The 19,368-nt window shown below is 61.2% G+C and carries 19 protein-coding genes; 11 read left to right on the plus strand and 8 right to left on the minus strand.

The genetic code is table 11. From position 1 onward, the window contains the following. Nucleotides 1–30 precede the first annotated feature (30 nt). Genes antC through antA form a run of 3 tightly spaced genes read right to left on the minus strand, consistent with a single transcriptional unit; the run spans nt 31 to nt 2,951 of the window. A complete protein-coding gene (gene antC, locus ACM6I6_RS06675; RefSeq protein ID WP_274074124.1) occupies nt 31–1,050 on the minus strand; it encodes an anthranilate 1,2-dioxygenase electron transfer component AntC in 1,020 nt (339 codons plus the stop codon). Nucleotides 1,051–1,068: 18 nt separating this feature from the next. Beyond that, on the minus strand, nt 1,069–1,560 hold the full coding sequence (gene antB, locus ACM6I6_RS06680) for an anthranilate 1,2-dioxygenase small subunit (RefSeq protein ID WP_323605445.1): 492 nt from the start codon (nt 1,558–1,560) through the stop codon (nt 1,069–1,071). Then, nucleotides 1,560–2,951, minus strand: a complete 1,392-nt coding sequence (antA, locus tag ACM6I6_RS06685; RefSeq protein WP_414919642.1) for an anthranilate 1,2-dioxygenase large subunit — start codon at nt 2,949–2,951, stop codon at nt 1,560–1,562. Before antA ends, antB begins: the two co-directional genes overlap by 1 nt. A 377-nt stretch (nt 2,952–3,328) precedes the next feature. On the opposite strand from antA, the gene ACM6I6_RS06690 reads away from it, so the two are divergent. Beyond that, entirely contained in the window at nt 3,329–4,342 is a 1,014-nt protein-coding gene (locus ACM6I6_RS06690; RefSeq protein WP_274074121.1) for an AraC family transcriptional regulator, read from the plus strand. A gap of 120 nt (nt 4,343–4,462) precedes the next feature. Here ACM6I6_RS06690 and ACM6I6_RS06695 read toward each other — a convergent pair whose 3' ends face one another. Then, nucleotides 4,463–4,936 carry an Lrp/AsnC family transcriptional regulator gene (locus tag ACM6I6_RS06695; RefSeq protein WP_046820664.1) on the minus strand — a complete coding sequence of 158 codons (474 nt, stop codon included), beginning with the start codon at nt 4,934–4,936 and terminating at the stop codon, nt 4,463–4,465. 176 nt (nt 4,937–5,112) lie between these two features. Between ACM6I6_RS06695 and kynU the strand changes: the two genes are divergently transcribed. From kynU to ACM6I6_RS06710, 3 genes are all read left to right on the plus strand, one after another. Beyond that, entirely contained in the window at nt 5,113–6,363 is a 1,251-nt protein-coding gene (gene kynU / locus ACM6I6_RS06700) for a kynureninase (RefSeq protein WP_414919643.1), read from the plus strand. 102 nt (nt 6,364–6,465) lie between these two features. Then, nucleotides 6,466–7,779: an OprD family porin gene (locus ACM6I6_RS06705; protein ID WP_274074119.1), complete on the plus strand. Its 1,314-nt coding sequence runs from the start codon at nt 6,466–6,468 to the stop codon at nt 7,777–7,779. Between the two features lie 86 nt (nt 7,780–7,865). Then, a complete protein-coding gene (locus tag ACM6I6_RS06710) occupies nt 7,866–9,275 on the plus strand; it encodes an amino acid permease (RefSeq protein ID WP_274074118.1) in 1,410 nt (469 codons plus the stop codon). Between the two features lie 30 nt (nt 9,276–9,305). On the opposite strand, the gene ACM6I6_RS06715 is transcribed toward ACM6I6_RS06710, so the two are convergent. From ACM6I6_RS06715 to ACM6I6_RS06725, 3 genes are read right to left on the minus strand one after another with little or no spacing between them, the layout of a single operon-like run. Continuing rightward, nucleotides 9,306–9,677, minus strand: a complete 372-nt coding sequence (locus ACM6I6_RS06715; protein WP_274074117.1) for a MerR family transcriptional regulator — start codon at nt 9,675–9,677, stop codon at nt 9,306–9,308. Nucleotides 9,678–9,736: 59 nt separating this feature from the next. Further along, nucleotides 9,737–10,312, minus strand: coding sequence for an NAD(P)H-dependent oxidoreductase (locus tag ACM6I6_RS06720; RefSeq protein WP_274074116.1), 576 nt, complete (start codon nt 10,310–10,312; stop codon nt 9,737–9,739). 46 nt (nt 10,313–10,358) lie between these two features. Then, nucleotides 10,359–11,243, minus strand: a complete 885-nt coding sequence (locus ACM6I6_RS06725) for a LysR substrate-binding domain-containing protein (RefSeq protein WP_414919644.1) — start codon at nt 11,241–11,243, stop codon at nt 10,359–10,361. Between the two features lie 206 nt (nt 11,244–11,449). On the opposite strand from ACM6I6_RS06725, the gene ACM6I6_RS06730 reads away from it, so the two are divergent. After that, nucleotides 11,450–12,214: a sulfite exporter TauE/SafE family protein gene (locus tag ACM6I6_RS06730; protein WP_323605452.1), complete on the plus strand. Its 765-nt coding sequence runs from the start codon at nt 11,450–11,452 to the stop codon at nt 12,212–12,214. Here ACM6I6_RS06730 and ACM6I6_RS06735 read toward each other — a convergent pair. Further along, nucleotides 12,204–12,518: a putative quinol monooxygenase gene (locus ACM6I6_RS06735; protein WP_274074113.1), complete on the minus strand. Its 315-nt coding sequence runs from the start codon at nt 12,516–12,518 to the stop codon at nt 12,204–12,206. The genes ACM6I6_RS06730 and ACM6I6_RS06735 overlap by 11 nt on opposite strands. A 164-nt stretch (nt 12,519–12,682) precedes the next feature. On the opposite strand from ACM6I6_RS06735, the gene ACM6I6_RS06740 reads away from it, so the two are divergent. The 6 genes from ACM6I6_RS06740 to ACM6I6_RS06765 all read left to right on the plus strand — a co-directional run bounded on the left by ACM6I6_RS06740 (nt 12,683) and on the right by ACM6I6_RS06765 (nt 19,368). Then, nucleotides 12,683–13,273, plus strand: coding sequence for an NAD(P)H-dependent oxidoreductase (locus tag ACM6I6_RS06740; RefSeq protein WP_274074112.1), 591 nt, complete (start codon nt 12,683–12,685; stop codon nt 13,271–13,273). Between the two features lie 130 nt (nt 13,274–13,403). Continuing rightward, complete coding sequence (locus ACM6I6_RS06745) at nt 13,404–14,315, plus strand: LysR family transcriptional regulator (protein WP_274074111.1); 912 nt, start codon at nt 13,404–13,406, stop codon at nt 14,313–14,315. Between the two features lie 103 nt (nt 14,316–14,418). Continuing rightward, complete coding sequence (locus ACM6I6_RS06750; protein WP_414919645.1) at nt 14,419–15,312, plus strand: NAD-dependent epimerase/dehydratase family protein; 894 nt, start codon at nt 14,419–14,421, stop codon at nt 15,310–15,312. A 198-nt stretch (nt 15,313–15,510) separates the two neighbouring features. Then, nucleotides 15,511–16,956 (plus strand): SulP family inorganic anion transporter, encoded by a 1,446-nt coding sequence (locus tag ACM6I6_RS06755; RefSeq protein WP_323605455.1) that lies wholly within the window; start codon nt 15,511–15,513, stop codon nt 16,954–16,956. A 186-nt stretch (nt 16,957–17,142) separates the two neighbouring features. Further along, complete coding sequence (locus tag ACM6I6_RS06760; RefSeq protein ID WP_274074108.1) at nt 17,143–18,492, plus strand: GntP family permease; 1,350 nt, start codon at nt 17,143–17,145, stop codon at nt 18,490–18,492. Between the two features lie 15 nt (nt 18,493–18,507). Then, a complete protein-coding gene (locus tag ACM6I6_RS06765) occupies nt 18,508–19,368 on the plus strand; it encodes a MurR/RpiR family transcriptional regulator (protein ID WP_323605458.1) in 861 nt (286 codons plus the stop codon).

Genomic DNA, 19,368 nt, shown 5'->3' on the forward strand with positions numbered 1-19,368 from the left:
GGTTATTGTTGTCAGGCCTGATTTGAAAGATCAGATATTACTCTCGGTGAACTTTTCGTAATACAGGTGAACGCTGTCCAGTGCCTGGCTTTGTAACCAGTCCTTGATCGACTCGACCATCGGCGGTGGGCCGCAGACGTACATGTCGACCGGCGCGTCGCGCAATTCACTGAGGTCGAAATGCTCGGCAATGTAGCCGCGCTTGCCCGTCCACTGAGGCGATGGATCGCTGACCACTTCGGTGTAGCGAAACCCCGGAAGGCGCTCGGCATAGGCCTCGATCCGTGCGCGCTCGCACAGGTCGGCAGCGTCGCGCACGCCGTAGTACAGATGCACCGGCTGCGCGCAACCGCGTTCGGCGAGGTCGTCGAGCATGCCCAGCAGCGCCGACAGCCCGGTGCCACCCGCCACCAGGATCAGCGGTTTGGCCACCTGCCGCAGATAGAACGCGCCCAGCGGTGCCTCGAGCATGATTTCGTCGCCCACCTGGCAGCGTTCACGGATGTAGTTGCTCATCACCCCGTCGGGCAACAGGCGAATCAAAAATTGCAGTTGATTGTGCTCGCTCGGCCGATTGGCAAACGAGTAGGAACGCTTGCTCTCGGTGCCCGGAATCGACAACCGGGCGTATTGCCCCGGGAGAAAATCCAGCGGGGTTGTCGTATCCAGGGCCAGGTGCAGGATCGCGGTGCTGGCAGAAATCTGCCTGACGTCGGTCACCGTTGCGCTGAGTTGATCTGGACCCGAGGCGTTGCACAGGGTGGAGGCGAAGTCGAAATAGAACGCCGCGTCGGATTTGACCCGCGTCTGGCAGGTGAGCATCTTGCGCTGTTGCAGGTCCAGGCTCGAGAGCGCTTCCTCGTCCACGTAATCCTGGCTGTAGTCGCCGGATTCACAGCGCCCCTGGCAGGTGCCGCAGACGCCTTCGCGGCAATCCAGGGGAATGTTGATGCCGTTGCGCAGGGCGGCGTCGAGCAGGATCTCGTTGGGTTGTACGGGAAAGAACAGGGTTTTGCCGTCGGCAAAGCTGAACGCTACTTTGTGATTCATGCCTCGGTCTCCAGGGATTCAGAGGTGGTAGAAGTCGAGTACCGAGTTGATGGTGTCGTTGAGCAGCAGCACATGCTTGCGGCTGATCAGCCAGCTGTCGGCGTGGGGCTTGAGCCGGTAGGTGGCGCGGCCATAGAACTGCTCCGACGTGGCCAGGCGATAGAACAGCGTGTGCCAGTTCAGGCGCACCTCCAGTTCACCGCCCTCGAGTTCGTCGATGCGCACGTTGTTGATCAAATGCAGGGTGCGCGGCATCGGCGTCGAGGACGCGGACTTGCCCGTGCGCAGGCGGAACACGCGATCTTCCAGGCCGGAGCGGTTGGGGTAGTAGATCAGCGACATTTCGCGCTTGGGGTCGCGGGTGTAGACGTGTTCCGAATCCCATTGCGGCAGGTGGAATTCACTCTGCTCGGCGAACAGCTGGAGGTAGGCGTCCCAGTCCTGGGCGTCGCACAGTTCGGATTTGCGGTAGAAAAACTGTTCGATCTGGTACTGCAATTGAGCATTCATCATTGCACCTCACGGAGTTTCAGGGATTTCGCGTCCAGGCCATCGAGCAGGAATTTCTGCCAGTTGCTGTGCTGGTTGACGTAGAGCCCTTCGTGGGTGAATTCGGTGCCGGTCATGGCCGGGGCGATGCCGATCGCCTCGCTGTTGGGCGTGGCGCCGATGGCCCAGCGATGACTGCCACGGGAAATGTCGCTCCAGCGCTCCAGGCGTGCCTGGAAACCGCGCTGGGCTTCACGGAATTCCACCAGGTCGTCCGGCGTGCCGAGGCCCGACACGTTGAAGAAGTCCTCGAACTGGCGAATGCGGTTTTCGCGGTCGGCGTCCGACTCGTTTTTAACCCCGATGCACTGGCTGATGATCTCGGTCTTGTTCCAGGCCACCGGGCGGATGATGCGCAGTTGCGAGCTGATCTGGTCGAGGAAAAACAGGCTCGGGTAGACGTTCAGGTTACGCAGGCGATGCATCATCCATTCGGCCTTTTCCTGGCCGTGTTCTTCGACCAGGCGCGGCATGATGGTGGCGTAGCCCGAGCGTACCGTCGGGTTCGGCATGTCGCTGAACAACACGCTGTGGCCGTTGTTGAAGGCGAACCAGCCGTCATCGGTATTGGCATCGCCCGCACCGAGCTTGCTGTAGTCCAGGGTGTTGCCGTTGCCGTTGCCGTTCTCGCTGTTGACCTGCTGGCGATGCTGCACCGTGGCCACGTAGTTATAGTGGACGGTGCTCACGTGATAACCGTCGAGGCCGTTTTCGTTCTGCAGTTTCCAGTTGCCGTCGTAGGTGTAGGCCGACTTGCCGGGCAGCACTTCCAGCTCACCGGTGGGTGACTGGGCGACCATCATGTCGAAGAACACCCTGGCGTCGCCGAGGAAGTCTTCCAGGCTGTTGTCGGCGTGAACATCGAGGCTGATGAACACGAAACCCTTGTAGCTCTCGATGCGCGCCTTTTTCAGGCCACGGGTGGCCTTGTCGAAGCCTTCCGGATACTCGCCAGGCGCCTTGACCTTCACCAGGCGCCCGTCGCTCTTGTAGCACCAGGCATGGAACGGGCAGGTGAAGGTCGACTGGTTACCCTTGCCGACCCGGGTCAGGGTCGTGCCGCGATGCTGGCAGGCGTTGATCAGGGCGTTGAGCTGCCCGTTGCCGTCGCGGGTAATGATCATCGGCTGGCGGCCGGCGCGCATCGTGACGAAGTCGTGGTTATTGGCCAGCTCGCTTTCGTGGCAGGCGTAGATCCAGTTCTTCTCGAAGATCAGTTCCATTTCCAGATCGAACAACTGCGGCTCGGTGAAAATGTCCCGGGCGATGCGGAACACGCCTTCTGCCGGACGGAAGTCCAGGCAACCCTGGATAAACGCTTTCCACTGCTCGACGTTTTTTTCGCCACTCATGGGTGTGCACCTGTTTTTTATTGGGGCTAATCGGTGTGCGCATTAGAGGGAACGGGGCGGGTGGGGGTCTATCCGGTTTGTCGGCGAAGGCAGTCCGTATAATTTGTGGGGTAACACGCGCGGGGTATCAAGCTGTGCAGCGACTACCCAAACCGCGCGCCAAACGATGAACGGCTGCCCCTGTCTGCAGCAATCAGGTACTGTTTTGCACAACCTCGAGTGCCTGTTGGGGAGCGATCACCGGCTGCGTTATCCGCCTAGTCGAGGATTGCTATCCACTAAGTTGGCACCGGGGTTTTGTGGCTTGGAACTTGCCTTCTCCACGCCTGAGACGCGCCGTCAGAGCGCGCTGAAAAATAGCCCGTGGGTGCACCGTGATGAACAGCAAAAACGATCCGCAGTGTCGCGACATTCGTGTCGACAGCGATGATCTCGAGGCCGCGAGAAACTGGATGTCCGGTATTTGCGGGCCACATCGACTCGTGAGCACGACGCCCGAGCGGATCCGCTTCCACCACAGCGCCAACATGTTCAAGTCGATGGCCACGACCCTGGGCACCATCGAATACGGCACCGATGTCACCATCGATATCGAAGACGCCGAGCACTTCAGCAGTTACAGCCTGAGCCTACCCCTGGTGGGCGAGCAGGAGTTGAGCAAGAACGGCAGCGTGGTGAAGTCCGACCGCGACCAGGGGGTGATCATTTCGCCCAATGAAAACCAGCTGCTGGCGATCTCCGGCGATTGCCGCAAGGTCCAGGTGGTGATCACCCGCGTTGCCATGAGTGAATCCCTGCAGGGCTTGCTGCAGCGACCGCTGGATGAGCCCTTGCGCTTCGAACCGGTGATGGATGCGGTCGACGGCGCGTCGGCTTCGTGGTGGCGCATGGCGCGCTATTTCATCGCCGAGCTGGAGCGCAGCAGCGAACTCTACGAGCAGGTGGCCTTTACCCGGGACATTGAGAGCTCGCTGATCAAAGGCCTGATCCTCGCCCAGCCGAACAACTACTCGGAAGAGTTGCGCGAAGTGCTGGGCGTGAAGTTGCCGCACTATCTGATCCGGGCGCGGCAATACATTCATGACAATGCTCGCGAGGCCCTGCACCTGGAGGACATCGAGCTCGCCGCCGGGGTTTCGCGCTTCAAGCTGTTCGAGGCGTTCAAGAAGTACTTCGCGCTGTCGCCGATGGTCTACCTGAAGAAATACCGGCTGAACGGCGTGCGCCAGGAGATTCTCGAGCACGGCTCGGCGCGCAATATTTCCGCGATCGCCATGGGCTGGGGGTTCACCCACCTGGGGCGTTTTTCCGCCGAGTACCGCAAGCTGTTCGACGAATCCCCGAGCATGACCTTGCAGCGCAATGAAGCCCGGCGCATGCGCGGTTTCTGAGCGAACCCTGTGGGAGCGGGCTTGCTCGCGAATGCGGTGGTCCAGTGAACATTGATGTCAACTGACACTCCCTCTTCGCGAGCAAGCCCGCTCCCACAGGTTTAGCAGTGCGTTGCTCCCTTACTTGCGCACCACCAGGTCCAGCAACGCTTCGCGCTCCTTGATTTTCTGCAGGACGATTTCCGAGCGGATATCGGTGACCCCCGCCGTGCGGTTCAAGTGGTTGACGATGAAATCGGAGAAGTGCTTGAGGTTGCGCGCCTGCACCCGCAGCACATAGTTGCTCGCTCCCGTGATCACGTACGCGGTGACCACTTCCGGCCACGACTGGACCTTCTTGATAAAGGTCTCGTGCCAGTCCTCGACGTCCTGTCGCAACGACACATGGACGATGGCTTCGAGTTCGATTCCCAGCCGCTCGGCATTCAGCACGGCGCGATAACCGCTGATGACTCCCTCGCTTTCCAGCAGGCGCAACCGGCGCAGGCAGGCTGACGGCGACAGGGCGACTTTCTCTGCCAGTTCCTGGTTGCTGATACGGCCATCCTGTTGCAGTTGATGGAGGATTCGCAGGTCTGTCGAGTCGAGATTCATGGCTGGTGTAAATCCGCGTTTATAGGAGTTGTATTCGAATTTTATGCGAAACAACTACCCTATGGCCGCTTACTTTGCACGAAAATTCTGCAAAGCATCGTTCATTATCTCTCCACAGAAAAGGGCCCGACAACGCCCGGAAAAACGCGACGACCTTCAAAAGAACAGGACACCCGATGACAACAAGAAACGATTGCCTGACGCTCGATGCGCAGGACACTCTCGCGCCGCTACGCCAGCAGTTTGCGCTACCCGACGGTGTGATTTATCTCGATGGCAATTCCCTGGGCGCACGGCCGGTCGCGGCATTGGCGCGTGCTCAGGAGGTGATTGCCCAGGAGTGGGGCAATGGCCTGATCCGCAGCTGGAACAGTGCCGGCTGGCGTGACCTTTCCGAGCATCTGGGCAACCGATTGGCCGGGCTGATCGGCGCCGGTGACGGTGAAGTGGTGGTGACCGACACAACCTCGATCAACCTGTTCAAGGTGCTCAGCGCCGCGCTGCGTGTGCAGGCCACAAGGTCGCCGACGCGACGGGTGATTGTCACCGAAAGCAGTAACTTCCCCACCGACCTGTACATCGCCGAAGGCCTGGCCGACATGCTGCAGCAGGGTTACAGCCTGCGCCTGGTCGACAGCCCTGAAGAGCTGCCGCAAGCGATCGACCAGGACACGGCGGTGGTGATGCTCACCCACGTCAATTACAAGACCGGCTACATGCACGACATGCAGGCCCTGACCACGCTGGCCCACGAGTGTGGGGCGCTGGCCATCTGGGACCTGGCGCATTCCGCCGGGGCGGTGCCGGTCGACCTGCATCAGGCGGGCGCCGACTACGCCATCGGCTGCACCTATAAGTACCTCAATGGCGGTCCGGGTTCGCAAGCGTTTGTCTGGGTCAATCCACAGTTGTGCGATCTGGTGGCGCAGCCGCTGTCGGGGTGGTTCGGCCATTCGCGGCAGTTCGCCATGGAGTCGCGCTACGAACCGAGCAGCGGCATTGCGCGCTACCTGTGCGGCACCCAGCCGATCACTTCGTTGGCGATGGTCGAGTGCGGCCTGGACGTGTTCGCCCAGACCGACATGGCCAGCCTGCGCCGCAAATCCCTGGCCCTGACGGACCTGTTCATCGAACTGGTCGAGCAGCGTTGCGCGGCACACGAACTGAAGTTGATCACGCCGCGTGAGCACGCCAAACGTGGCAGTCACGTCAGCTTCGAACACCCTGAAGGTTATGCGGTGATCCAGGCCCTGATCGAGCGGGGCGTCATCGGTGATTACCGCGAGCCGCGCATCATGCGCTTCGGTTTCACCCCGCTGTACACGACCTTCACCGAGGTCTGGGACGCGGTGCAGATCCTCGGCGAAATTCTCGATCAAAAAACCTGGGCACAAGCGAAATTCCAGGTTCGCCACAGCGTCACCTGATACCGCCGATATTCACCCCTGTTGCCGGGTTTCCTGGCAGCAGGGCTTCGGTCGTCCTCGATAAACAGTTCTGTGCAATCACAATAACAAGGAACACGCAGAATGAGACTCTCCCCCTGGCCCGCCTTGTCGCTCGCCCTCGGCAGTTGCCTCGGGCAAATGGCCTACGCCGCCGCCGGCAATGGATTCGTCGAAGACAGCAGCCTGACCCTGACCAACCGTAACTTCTATTTCTACCGCAACAACCTCAACAACCCAGGCGGGCAGAATTACCGGGATGAATGGGCCCACGGGATCATGCTCGATTACCGCTCCGGCTACACCCAGGGCACGGTGGGGTTCGGGGTCGATGCCTACGCGCAACTGGGCATCAAGCTCGACAGTGGCAAGGGACGCACGGGCACGGGTTTGCTGCCGGTCGATTCCAATGGCCATCCCGAGGATGAGTACTCCGAAGCGGGTGGCGCGGTGAAGGCGCGGATATCCCGCACCGAACTCAAGTACGGCAACCTGACACCGCTCAACCCGGTGTTCGGCACTGGCAATGCGCGACTGTTCACCAGCGTGGCCACCGGCTTCCAGCTGACCAGCAATGAGCTCAAGGCCCTGCAACTGGACATCGGTCATTTCACCGCCGGCAACGACAGCAATTCGACCAACGCCGATGGCGCGCTGAAAGCGCTGTACGCTGGCGTGGAAACCCGCAGCGTCGATTATCTGGGCGGCAGCTACGCCCTGAGCGATCAACTGAGCGTCAGCCTGTACGGTTCGCAATTCACCGACATCTGGCGGCAGTACTACGCCAACGGCAACTACACCTTTGCCCTGGGTGAAGGCCAGTCGCTGAACCTGGATTTCAATATTTATCGCACCAACGACGACGGCCAGAGCCTGGCCGGCAGGATCGACAACACCACCTGGTCGCTGGCCAGCGGGTACAAGTTCGGCGCCCATCGATTGACCCTGGCGTATCAACAGGTCGATGGCAATGAGCCGTTCGATTACCTGGGTTTCGACCAGCAGCCGGGCACTTCGATTTTCCTCTCCAACTCGGTGCAGGTGCTCGATTTCAACGCCCCCAACGAACGCTCATGGCAACTGCGTTATGACTTGGACATGGCGCCATTCGGCGTGCCTGGCCTGAGCTTCATGTCGCGTTACGTCAGTGGCGATCATATCGACGACAGCCATTACGACGGTGGCCCCAACGGCGCTTATGGACGCTACGGCGATGACGGCAAGCGCTGGGAGCGCGACATCGAAGCGCGCTACGTCGTGCAGTCGGGCAAGGCCAGGGACCTGTCGCTGCGGGTGCGCCAGGCCAGTGTGCGCTCGACTGCGCAAGTGGCGAGGGCCGATACCACGGACAACAACGAAGTGCGCATCATCATCGAATATCCACTGAGTATTTTCTGATCCCTGTCCTGCTGTGCGTGGCTGATCCCCACCGGTAAAAACCAAGACGTGCTCTTCAAGAAAGACAATATTCAGAGGACATAAAAATGACCGATAACACCGGTTTTGAAACGATATCCAACCGTGAACAGGGCCTGCGGCGTCAGCTGACGTCCGGGCAGATGAGCATGATCGCCATTGGCGGTGCGATCGGCACCGGATTGTTCATGGGCAGTGCCTACGCGATCGGGTATGCCGGGCCGAGCGTGCTGCTCAGCTACGCCATCGGCGCGATCATCACGCTGCTGTTGATGGGCTGCCTGGCGGAAATGACCGTGGCCCATTCGACCTCCGGCTCGTTCGGCGCCTACGCCGAATTCTATGTCAGCCCGCTGGCCGGGTTCCTGGTGCGCTATGCCTATTGGGCGGCGATCGTGCTGGCGGTCGGCACGGAAGTGACGGCGGTGGCGATGTACATGAAGTACTGGTTTGCCAACGTGCCGGAGTGGGTGTGGATCGTCTCGTTCTCCAGTGTGCTGATCGTGCTCAACGCCATCAGCGTGAAGACATTCGGTACCTTCGAGTACTGGTTCTCGACCATCAAGATCGGCGCGATTGTCGGCTTCATCATCCTCGCGGTGTACGTGGTGTTCGGTTCCGGCAACCCGGAATACGGCGTGCACAACTACACCGCCCACGGCGGCTTTTTCCCCAATGGCCTGCAAGGCATGTGGGTCGCGGTGATCGTGTCGATCTTCAGCTACCTGAGCGTTGAGATGATCGCGGTGGCTGCCGGTGAGGCGCAGGACCCGGAGCAAGCAGTGAAGAAAGCCTTTCGCGCGACTATCGTGCGCCTGGTGGTGTTCTACCTGCTGACCCTCGCCCTGATGCTGGCGATCGTGCCGTGGGTCCAGGCCGGTCATGCCCAGAGCCCGTTCGTCACGGTGATGCAGGCCATCGGCATTCCCGGCGCCACCGGGGTGATGAATTTCGTGATCCTGATCGCCGCGCTGTCGGCGATGAACAGTCAGTTGTACATCACCACGCGCATGATGTTCAGCCTGTCCCGTGGCGGCTACGCACCCAAGTCCATGGGCAAACTGAGCAAGACCGGGATTCCGCTGAACGCCCTGTTGCTGTCGAGCTCTGGCATTGCCCTGGCGACGTTGCTCAACATCCTGTACCCGGAAAGTTCGTTCACCTTGATGATGGCGATCTCGATGTTCGGCGCCATCTTCACCTGGTTCATGATCTTCCTGACCCACTATTGTTTCCGTCGTTATCACCAGCGCCACGGCGAGCGAAAACTGTCGTTTCGCATGCGCCTGTTCCCCTACAGCACGTTGTTGGGATTGGTGCTGATGGGTGCGGTGATGATCACTACCTACTTCACCGAGGCCTTCAAGATGACCCTGGTGTTCGGTGTGCCGTTCCTGGTGCTGCTGACGGTGGTCTATGGCGTGTTTTTCAGGAAGCCCAGGGCTGCCGGGGAACTGAGTCCAGTGCCCAAGGTTTAGTCGGGAAATGCCGCTGCCGGCCGATGGTTATCAAAGACTGTCGAGCTGGCACTGGTCCTGAGCCTCCTGCAGGCTTGCCTCGAAGGTCTCCAGCGCGCGGTGACGTTGTTGGAGGGCGTCGATGTCGTTCATCAGCTCGCGCTTTTTCTGCGCGATGGCCACTCGTGCACGTTCCCATGGAAAGGCCTCGCCCCGGTGTTGTTCCAGCAACACTTGCATTTCCTTGAGCTTGAAGCCCAGCTGTTGGGCGCACTTGATGAACATCAGCAGCTCGACGTGTTGCCGGGAGTAGGTGCGGTATTTGCCCTGGCGCTGCACCGGGGGTATCAAGCCGATGGCTTCATAGTGACGGATACTCTTGACGGTGCTTCCCGAGAGTCGCGCGACTTGACCGATGTACATGAAAATCCCTTTTTAGTGCCTCGAATGCCCCCGAAGGGCCCGGGCATTATCCGGGACATTCAATGGGCGGCGATAGCCTGCACCTGTTCGAGCCATGTCTGTCGTCGCGCTGCGCTGGCCCCGAGAACGGGCCCGAACGTGAGGGTTGCGGTTGGCTTGATTCCGCAAAATTGCAGGGTGGTCTTGCGTATCTGGTGCAGCCCGGGCATGCGATGTATCCAGCGGTAGTACCAGGGCGGTGTATCCATGGTCACCAGCAAATGGGCGCTGCGCCCGAGCAGCAGTTTGTCGGGAAAGGCCTTGCCTTCGCGGTACTTGAAGGCGAAGCCGGGCAGGAACACCCGATCGAAAAAGCCCTTGAGCAAGGCCGGAATCCCGCCCCACCAGATCGGATAGACCAACGTCAGATGTTCGGCCCACAGGATGTCTGCCTGGGCCTGGCGCAAGTCCGCTTCCAGTGGCTGAATCTGTTGATAGCCTTCGCGCAAGATGGGGTCGAAGTCTATTTTTCCGAGTGACAGCTGGCGCACGTCATGCCCGGCCCGCAACGCCGATTGCGTGTAGCGCTCGGCGATGGCCGCGCAAAAACTGTTGCTCGACGGATGCCCCAGGATCACCAGGATTCGTTTGCCCATAACCGCTGTCCTCGAAGATGAAAACCTCGAGGGTAGACTCTGCCCCTCAGGGGAGAGTCAAGGCATGCAGCAAGGCCTTGGCATAACCGGGCAGTGTGGCGAAATCCCGGGCGCAGAGCTGCAGGGTGCGCCGGGCCCAGGCTTCCTGCAGGGCGATGCAGTTGAAAGGGGCGATCCCCGGCCAGCGTTCGACTGCCGCCAAGGGTACGATCGCCAACCCCGCGCCGCGAGCGACCATGCGCATCACGCCATCGAAACCCTCCGCGCGGATACGGATCTGCATGCGCATGCCCGCGTGCAACGCCTGTTCTTCGAGGTACACCGCAAGTGCGCTGTTGGCAGTGAGTCCCACGTAATCGAACTGCAACGTATCACTGAAATTCGGCGGTTCGCCGCCTGCCAAGGGATGCCCGGGCGGCATGATCAGCACCAGCGGATCGTTGCGAAAGGGCAGGGTTTCGAGCGAGTGGGTGTCTACCGCGTCGGAGACGATGCCCAGGTCGGCCGCACCCTGGCGCAAGGCGTGGGTGATGCGCGTGCTGGGCAATTCCTGCAGGTCGATGTCGAGGTTGGGGTGCTCGCGCAGGAAGTCGGCGAGCAGCTCCGGCAGGTATTCGGTGATCGCCGTGGTGTTGCACAACAAGCGCACCTGGCCTTTGACGCCCTTGGCGTATTCGGCCAGGTCCTGCTGCATGCGTTCAGCCTGTTGCAGCAGGACACGGGCGTGCTGGGCGAGGGCTTTGCCGGCAGGCGTAGGGGTTACGCCACGACGGCCGCGCTCCAGGAACTCAGTACCGAGTGATGCTTCCATCGCGCGGATTCGTGCGCTCGCGGCGGCCAGGGACAGATGGCTGCACGCGGCGCCGGCGGTGATGTTGCCGCTGTCGAGGATGTTCAGGTAGAGGCGCAGGTCGGTCAGGTCGAAGTGCATCGTCAGCCTTTTGATATGTGTCGTCTGGAAGGGCCCCTTCGCGGGCAAGCCCGCTCCTACAAGGGCATGCGTGAAACCTGTAGGAGCGGGGCTTGCCCGCGAAGGCGTCATTAGCCACAAAAAATGCTCCAGCCTCTGTCAAAACAAGAGGCACCCTCAGTATATGGCAGATTTTCATCCGGCCAATCCAGGCTCAGGATAGCCCCATGAACACACTCGCCTCGTTCTACCAAAATCTCGGATTTACCCTGTCATTGCTGGTCATCGCCACCTTCCTGCTGGCCGGCATGATCAAGGGCGTCATCGGCCTCGGCCTGCCAACCATCGCCATGGGCTTGCTCGGTCTGGCTATGGCCCCATCACAGGCTGCCGCGCTGTTGATCATTCCCGCGACCCTGACCAACGTCTGGCAACTGGCCTTCGGCGGCCATCTGCACGGCTTGATCAAGCGGCTGTGGCCGATGCTGCTGGCCATTTTCATCGGCACCGGCGCGGGCACGCTGTGGATCGGCATGGCTGGCGGCCACTGGGTGGTGCGCGGATTGGGGGCGGCGTTGCTGCTCTATGCGTTGAGCGGTTTGTGCCTGCCGACCTTGCGAGTAGGGGCTCGCAATGAGCGCTGGCTAGGTCCGCTGTGCGGCGTACTGACGGGCGTCATCACGTCGGCCACCGGCGTGTTCGTGATTCCGGCGGTGCCGTACCTGCAGGCGCTGGGCTTGAGCAAGGATGAACTGGTGCAGGCGCTGGGCCTGTCGTTCACCGTCTCGACCCTGGCCCTGGCCGGCGGCCTGCTATGGCGCGGCGCTCTCGGCGGTGGCGAGTTGAGTGCATCGTTGTTGGCGCTGATCCCGGCGGTGCTCGGCATGTGGCTGGGGCAGTGGCTGCGCCAGCGGATCAGCGCCGTGTTGTTCAAACGCGTGTTCTTCATTGGCCTCGGCTTGCTTGGCGGCCATTTGTTGATCAGCGGCTAGCGGATGACGGGCTGAGCATGTCAATGGCGCGGATCTCGAAATCCCGCTCCAGGTATTCATCGCGCTGTTCGAGAAACTGTTTCATGTGCGGCAGGTTCGAGTGCACGTCGAGGTGTGCCTGGGACTGCCAGATCTCGTAGAAGATAAACAGGGTCGGGTCCTGCTTGTCGCGCAGCATGTGGTACTCGATGCAGCCGGGTTCGGCGCGACTGGCTTCCACATAGCCGCTGAAAAACGCTTCGAAGGCGTCGGATTTTTCCGGGCGGGTCTTGGCGTGCAGGATGAAACCTTGCATTTCACTCATCAGAAAACACTCCTCATTTCAGAATCGGCCCTAGTCTAAGGCAACAATCACCGATTGATTCGTGCGTGTGGGTCAAATGAATTTTGCACAATGGCCGCTTACTCCGCGCGAGCCAGGTCTTTATTCTGCCGCCATCCGATTCCTGACCCTTCCCGAGACCTCCCATGAAAAAAGTCCTGTTGCTCAATGGCGGCAAACAATTCGCCCACTCCGATGGCCGCTACAACACCACCTTGCATGAAGCCGCGCTGAGCGTGCTGGATCGCGGTGGGGTAGATGTCAAAGCCACATTTATCGACGAGGGTTACGACGTCGCCGAAGAAGTCGCCAAATTCCTCTGGGCCGACGTGATCATCTACCAGATGCCCGGCTGGTGGATGGGCGCGCCATGGACCGTCAAGAAGTACATCGACGAAGTCTTCACCGAAGGTCATGGCAGCCTCTACGCCAGCGACGGCCGCACCCGTTCCGACGCCTCGCAGAAATACGGCAGTGGCGGCCTGATCCACGGCAAGCAGTACATGCTGTCGCTGACCTGGAACGCGCCGCAGCAAGCCTTCGACGACCCGACCGACTTCTTCGAGGCCAAGGGCGTGGACGCGGTGTACTTCCCGTTCCACAAGGCCAACGAATTCCTCGGCATGACCGCTTTGCCGACCTTCCTCTGCGTGGACGTGATGAAACGTCCGAACATCGAAGCCGATGTGGCGCGTTATGAGCAGCATTTGAAAGAGGTGTTTGGCCTGAAGGCGTAACGCTCGGCTACTATCGGTCTCAGCGGCTAAAAGATCGCAGCCTTCGGCAGCTCCTACAGGTGTACGCAATACCTTGTAGGAGCTGCCGAAGGCTGCGATCTTTTAGCGATTTTCGTCAAAGAGGACACTCGTGAAAGCCAGATCCGATGAATTGCAGATTTTCGTCTGCGTGATCGAGTGCGGGTCGATTTCCGCGGCGGCCGAGCAGGTCGGGCAAACGCCGTCGGCGGTCAGCCGCACGCTGTCGCGGCTCGAGGCCAAGCTCGATACCACGCTGATCAACCGCACCACGCGACGCATGGACCTGACCGAGGAGGGCAAGTACTTCTTCGAACACGCCAAGCTGATTCTCGATCAGATGGACGAACTCGAGGAGCGCTTGTCCTCACGCCAGCAAACCCCGTCCGGGCGCTTGCGCATCAACGCCGCGTCGCCATTCATGCTGCACGCCATCGTGCCCTACCTCGATGAATTCCGCCGGCTCTATCCGGACATCCAGCTCGAGCTCAACAGCAACGACCTGATCATCGACCTGCTTGAACAAAGCACCGACATCGCCATCCGCATCGGCACCCTGGCCGACTCGACCCTGCACGCACGCTCCCTGGGATGCAGTCCGATACACATCGTCGCCAGCCCGGCGTATCTGGAAAAACACGGCACCCCGACCGCCGTGGCGGATCTGGCCGAACACACCCTGCTGGGCTTCACCCAGAACGAAGGCCTCAACCAATGGCCGCTGCGCTACGTGCACGGCGATCGCTGGCCGATCCAGGCGTCGCTCAGCGCTTCCAGCGGCGAAACCCTCCGCCACCTGGCGCTGGAAGGCCAGGGCATCGCCAGCCTGTCGCACTACATGACCATCGAAGACATTCGTGCCGGACGGTTGAAGGTGTTGCTGGCCGAATTCAACAGCGGCTATCGCCAGCCGATCAACGCGGTGTACTACCGCAACTCGCAGTTGGCCTTGCGCATCCAGTGTTTCCTCGACTTCATCCAGAGCAAACTGGCGGTGTACGCGTCCACGGATTTCAGCGGCTGATTCGTGATTTCTGCGCAAGAGTGAATTGGGTCAGCGGGGATTTTTCGCCAGGGATCGCTGCTGGATACTCGTTGCATCACTTATCCACGCAGGGAGTTTCTCCATGAACGTATTCGTTACCGGCGCTGCCGGTTTTATCGGCGGCTCCATCGCCACCGGCCTGATCAAGGCCGGTCACAAGGTTACCGGCCTGGTGCGCAACGTCGAACAGGCGGATGAGCTCAAAGCGCTGGGCATCATGCCAGTCATCGGTACGCTGGATGACAGCGCACTGTTGGCCGAACAGGCCCGGGCCGCCGACGCTGTGATCAACGCCGCCAGCAGCGACCATCGAGGGGCGGTCGAAGCCTTGCTCGATGCCTTGCGCGGCTCCAACAAAGTGTTCCTGCACACCAGCGGTTCGAGCATCGTCGGCGACGCCTCGGGCGGCAAGTCCAGCGACGTCATCTACCGTGAAGACAACTTGCCGGAACCCACTGTGGACAAGGCCGCACGGGTGGCCATCGACAACCTGATCCTCGCCGCGGCCAAGGATGGCGTGAACTCGGCCGTCATCTGCAACACCCTGATCTACGGCCACAGCCTCGGCGTCAATCGCGACAGCGTGCAGCTGCCGCGCTTGCTGAAACAGGCGCGCAAAAGCGGCGTGGTCCACCATGTCGGCACCGGGCAGAACATCTGGTCCAGCGTGCACATTGAAGACGTGGTGGCGCTGTACCTGCTGGCGCTAACTAAAAACGTCCCTGGCACTTTCTACTTCGTCGAAAGCGGTGAAGCGTCATTCATCGACATGACCACGGCGATCGCCGAGGCGTTGAACCTGGGCCAGCCGCAAGACTGGCCACTGAAGGATGCCGAAGCCGAGTGGGGTTATGAAATGGCCAATTATGGCCTGGGCTCCAATAGCCGGGTGCGCGGTACCCGTGCGCGGGAGATATTGGGTTGGGTGCCGAAGCGTACGTCGGTGCTGGAGTGGATTCGTAACGAGATGGTGTGAGTTCGCTTTAGACCGAGTTGCTGCTTTCGCGAGCAAGCCCGCTCCCACACTTGACCGCATTGTCCAGACGGACGCGGTCTAATGTGGGAGCGGGCTTGCTCGCGAAGGCGTTTCTGAAGTTGCATAAACTGGCCGGAACGCCCTCGATTCCGTAACATCCGCACACTCTTTCTTGCTACTCCCTGCATGCGGTCCCCCATGAAACCAAAACATCTACGCGCCGATGCCCTGGCCGGGCTCACGACGTCTTTCGCCCTGTTGCCCGAATGCATTGCCTTCGCGCTGGTGGCGCATCTCAATCCGCTGATGGGCCTGTATGGTGCGTTCATCATTTGCACCCTGACCGCGCTGTTCGGTGGCCGGCCAGGCATGGTCTCCGGTGCCGCCGGGTCGATGGCGGTGGTGATCGTCGCGCTGGTGGTGCAGCACGGTGTGCAGTACCTGCTGGCGACGGTGCTGCTGGGCGGCTTGATCATGGCGGCGTTCGGCCTGCTGCGGCTGGGCAAGCTGGTGCGCATGGTGCCGCACCCGGTGATGCTCGGTTTCGTCAACGGCCTGGCGATCATCATTGCCCTGGCGCAACTGGAGCACTTCAAGAGTGGCGAGACCTGGCTGAGCGGTACGCCGTTGTACTTCATGATCGGCCTGGTGGCGGTGACGATGGCAATCGTCTATGTGCTGCCACGCCTGACCCGCGCAGTGCCGCCCGCGTTGGTGGCGATCCTCGGGGTAGGACTGGCTGTCTACTTCCTCGGCTTGCCAACCCGCACCCTGGGTGACATGGCACACATCGCCGGTGGCTTGCCGACATTCGCTTTGCCAGACATTCCCTGGAACCTGGAAACCCTGCGCATCATTGCGCCCTACGCGATCCTGATGGCGATGGTCGGCCTGCTGGAAACCTTGCTGACCCTGAACCTCACCGACGAAATCACCGAGAGCCGCGGCTACCCCGATCGCGAATGCGTGGCGCTGGGCGCGGCCAACGTGGTGTCCGGTCTGTTCGGCGGCATGGGCGGTTGCGCGATGATCGGCCAGACCGTGATCAACCTGAGCTCCGGGGGGCGCGGTCGGCTGTCCGGTGTAGTCGCCGGAGTATCGATTCTGCTGTTCATCCTGTTCCTGTCGCCGCTGATCGAGCGTATTCCGTTGGCGGCGTTGGTCGGGGTGATGTTCGTGGTCTCGCAACAGACCTTCGCCTGGGCATCGCTGCGGGTGCTGAACAAGGTGCCGATGAACGACGTACTGGTGATTATCGCGGTGACGGTGATCACGGTGTTTACCGACCTGGCCACGGCGGTGTTGTGCGGCATCATCATCGCGGCGCTCAATTTCGCCTGGCAGCAGGCCCGGCAGCTGTACGCCGACAGTCACCTGGAAAACGATGGCAGCAAGCTTTACCGCGTCCATGGCACGCTGTTCTTCGCCTCGACCACCCCTTTCCTCAATCAATTCGATCCGGCCAACGACCCGGCGCAAGTGACCCTCGATTGCCGCCACTTGAGCTTCGTCGATTACTCGGCCATTGCCGCGCTGGACACCCTGCGCGAGCGCTACAGCAAGGCCGGCAAACACCTGCGGGTGCTGGGCCTGTCCGAGCGCTGCAAGAAACTGCTCAAACGTGCCCGGGTGCAACACGACTGAGACCGACCAGCGCAGGCGTGATGAAAATCCGCCTGCCTGATTTTCATTATTTGCGACACGGCATATCCCTGAGCGACATCCCTTACCTCTGCACGAAAATTACTTTCACCTCGTTTGAAAGTTACTCCTCGAAATGTTTTAAGAGTTTCACAAAACTTTCGACGTGACCCTCTCGAGGAGTACCGCATGACCCCGTCCTTCGGCTATTGGCTGCTGGTGTATGCCGCTGTCGCCATCATCGCGCTGATCGTGCTGATCGCCCGCTACCGGCTCAATCCGTTCATTGTCATCACCCTGATTTCCATCGGCCTGGCGCTGGTGGCGGGCATGCCGCCGTCCGGCGTGGTCGGGGCCTATGAGGCGGGTGTCGGCAAGACCCTGGGGCATATCGCGCTGGTGGTGGCGCTGGGCACCATGCTCGGCAAGATGATGGCCGAATCCGGCGGTGCCGAGCAGGTGGCGCGCACCCTGATTGACCGCTTCGGCGAGAAGAACGCACATTGGGCGATGGTCTGCATCGCCTTCCTGGTGGGGCTGCCGTTGTTCTTCGAGGTCGGTTTCGTGCTGCTGGTGCCGATTGCCTTCACCGTGGCGCGGCGGGTCGGCGTGTCGATCCTGATGGTCGGCCTGCCGATGGTCGCCGGCCTGTCGGTGGTGCATGCGCTGGTGCCACCGCACCCGGCGGCGATGCTGGCGGTGCAGGTGTACCAGGCGTCGGTGGGGCAGACCTTGCTCTATGCGATTGCGATCGGCATTCCGACCGCGATCATCGCCGGCCCCCTGTATGCCAAATTCATCGTACCGCGCATCCAGCTGCCGGCGGAAAACCCGCTGGAACGGCAGTTCCTCGAGCGTGAGCCGCGCGACAGCCTGCCGAGTTTCGGCCTGACCATGGCGACCATCCTGTTGCCGGTGGTGCTGATGCTGATCGGCGGCTGGGCCAACCTGATTTCCACCCCGGGCAGCGGCCTCAACCAGTTCCTGCTGTTCATCGGCAACTCGGTCATCGCGCTGCTGCTGGCGACCTTGCTGAGCTTCTGGACCCTCGGCCTGGCCCAGGGTTTCAATCGCGAGTCGATCCTCAAGTTCACCAACGAATGCCTGGCGCCGACCGCCAGCATCACCTTGCTGGTGGGCGCCGGCGGCGGTCTGAACCGGATCCTGGTGGATGCCGGCGTCACCGATCAGATCGTCGGCCTGGCCCACGAATTTCACCTGTCGCCGTTGCTGATGGGCTGGTTGTTCGCGGCGTTGATGCGCATCGCCACCGGTTCTGCCACCGTGGCCATGACCACCGCCTCGGGCGTGGTCGCACCCGTCGCCATCGCCATGGGGTATCCACATCCAGAGTTGCTGGTGCTGGCGACGGGGGCGGGGTCGGTGATTTTTTCCCACGTCAACGACGGCGGCTTCTGGCTGATCAAGGAATACTTCAATATGACGGTCACCCAGACCTTCAAGACCTGGACGGTGCTGGAGACCCTGATCTCGCTCGTCGCCTTCGGCCTGACCGTGGGCCTTTCCTACCTGATTTAGCCGGAGCCGCCTGCCATGGACATCCTCTACCAGATCCGCGCCCGTCAGGATTCCTTTAGCGCCGGCGAAGGACGCATCGCCCGCCTGATGCTCGACGATGTGGGCTTCGCCGCTTCCGCCAGCCTCGATGAGCTGGCGCTGCGCGCGGAAGTCAGCACCGCCACGCTGTCGCGTTTCGCCCGCACGGTCGGCTGCAAGGATCTGCGCGACCTGCGCTTGCAACTGGCCCAGGCCAGCGGCGTCGGCAGCCGTTTCCTCGACCCGGCGGGCACGCCGGAGCAGTCGGCGTTCTACGGGCAGATCGTCGGCGACATCGAGTCGACCCTGCGCCAGCACCTGTCGGCTTTTGACGAATCGCGGTTCGCCGATGCGGTGAAACTGCTGGGCAAGGCGCGGATGATTCACGCTTTCGGCATGGGTGGCTGCTCGACCTTGTGCAGCGATGAGTTGCAGGTGCGCCTGGTGCGCCTTGGCTACCCGATCGCGGTCTGCCACGACGTGGTGATGATGCGCATCACGGCGGCCAGCCTCAGTCCTGATCAGGTGGTCATCGTCTGCTCACTGACGGGCATCACCCCCGAACTGCTGGAAACCGTGGAACTGGCCCGCAACTACGGTGCGCGCATCCTGGCCATCACCCGAGGAGATTCGCCGCTGGCGCAACTGGCCGACATCGTGCTGCCGCTGCAAAGCGCCGAGACCTCGTTCATCTACAAACCGACGGCGGCACGCTACGGCATGTTGCTCGCCATCGATGTGCTTGCCACCGAGCTGGCACTGGCCAATCCTCAAGACAATCAAGAACGCCTGCGGCGGATCAAACTCGCCCTGGACGATTACCGCGGCGGCGACGATCACCTGCCGCTGGGAGACTGA

The organism is Pseudomonas sp. IT-P218 (assembly GCF_949767605.1).
Taxonomy (GTDB): Bacteria; Pseudomonadota; Gammaproteobacteria; order Pseudomonadales; family Pseudomonadaceae; genus Aquipseudomonas; species Aquipseudomonas putida_AE.

Coding starts and splice junctions, on each gene's coding strand:
- ACM6I6_RS06730 (WP_323605452.1), top strand. CDS start 11,450: ATGAACACACTCGCCTCGTTCTACCAAAATCTCGGATTTACCCTGTCA.
- ACM6I6_RS06690 (WP_274074121.1), top strand. CDS start 3,329: ATGAACAGCAAAAACGATCCGCAGTGTCGCGACATTCGTGTCGACAGC.
- antA (WP_414919642.1), bottom strand. CDS start 2,951: ATGAGTGGCGAAAAAAACGTCGAGCAGTGGAAAGCGTTTATCCAGGGT.
- ACM6I6_RS06750 (WP_414919645.1), top strand. CDS start 14,419: ATGAACGTATTCGTTACCGGCGCTGCCGGTTTTATCGGCGGCTCCATC.
- ACM6I6_RS06720 (WP_274074116.1), bottom strand. CDS start 10,312: ATGGGCAAACGAATCCTGGTGATCCTGGGGCATCCGTCGAGCAACAGT.
- ACM6I6_RS06765 (WP_323605458.1), top strand. CDS start 18,508: ATGGACATCCTCTACCAGATCCGCGCCCGTCAGGATTCCTTTAGCGCC.
- ACM6I6_RS06735 (WP_274074113.1), bottom strand. CDS start 12,518: ATGAGTGAAATGCAAGGTTTCATCCTGCACGCCAAGACCCGCCCGGAA.
- ACM6I6_RS06715 (WP_274074117.1), bottom strand. CDS start 9,677: ATGTACATCGGTCAAGTCGCGCGACTCTCGGGAAGCACCGTCAAGAGT.
- ACM6I6_RS06760 (WP_274074108.1), top strand. CDS start 17,143: ATGACCCCGTCCTTCGGCTATTGGCTGCTGGTGTATGCCGCTGTCGCC.
- kynU (WP_414919643.1), top strand. CDS start 5,113: ATGACAACAAGAAACGATTGCCTGACGCTCGATGCGCAGGACACTCTC.
- ACM6I6_RS06710 (WP_274074118.1), top strand. CDS start 7,866: ATGACCGATAACACCGGTTTTGAAACGATATCCAACCGTGAACAGGGC.
- ACM6I6_RS06695 (WP_046820664.1), bottom strand. CDS start 4,936: ATGAATCTCGACTCGACAGACCTGCGAATCCTCCATCAACTGCAACAG.
- ACM6I6_RS06755 (WP_323605455.1), top strand. CDS start 15,511: ATGAAACCAAAACATCTACGCGCCGATGCCCTGGCCGGGCTCACGACG.
- ACM6I6_RS06725 (WP_414919644.1), bottom strand. CDS start 11,243: ATGCACTTCGACCTGACCGACCTGCGCCTCTACCTGAACATCCTCGAC.
- antC (WP_274074124.1), bottom strand. CDS start 1,050: ATGAATCACAAAGTAGCGTTCAGCTTTGCCGACGGCAAAACCCTGTTC.
- ACM6I6_RS06740 (WP_274074112.1), top strand. CDS start 12,683: ATGAAAAAAGTCCTGTTGCTCAATGGCGGCAAACAATTCGCCCACTCC.
- antB (WP_323605445.1), bottom strand. CDS start 1,560: ATGAATGCTCAATTGCAGTACCAGATCGAACAGTTTTTCTACCGCAAA.
- ACM6I6_RS06705 (WP_274074119.1), top strand. CDS start 6,466: ATGAGACTCTCCCCCTGGCCCGCCTTGTCGCTCGCCCTCGGCAGTTGC.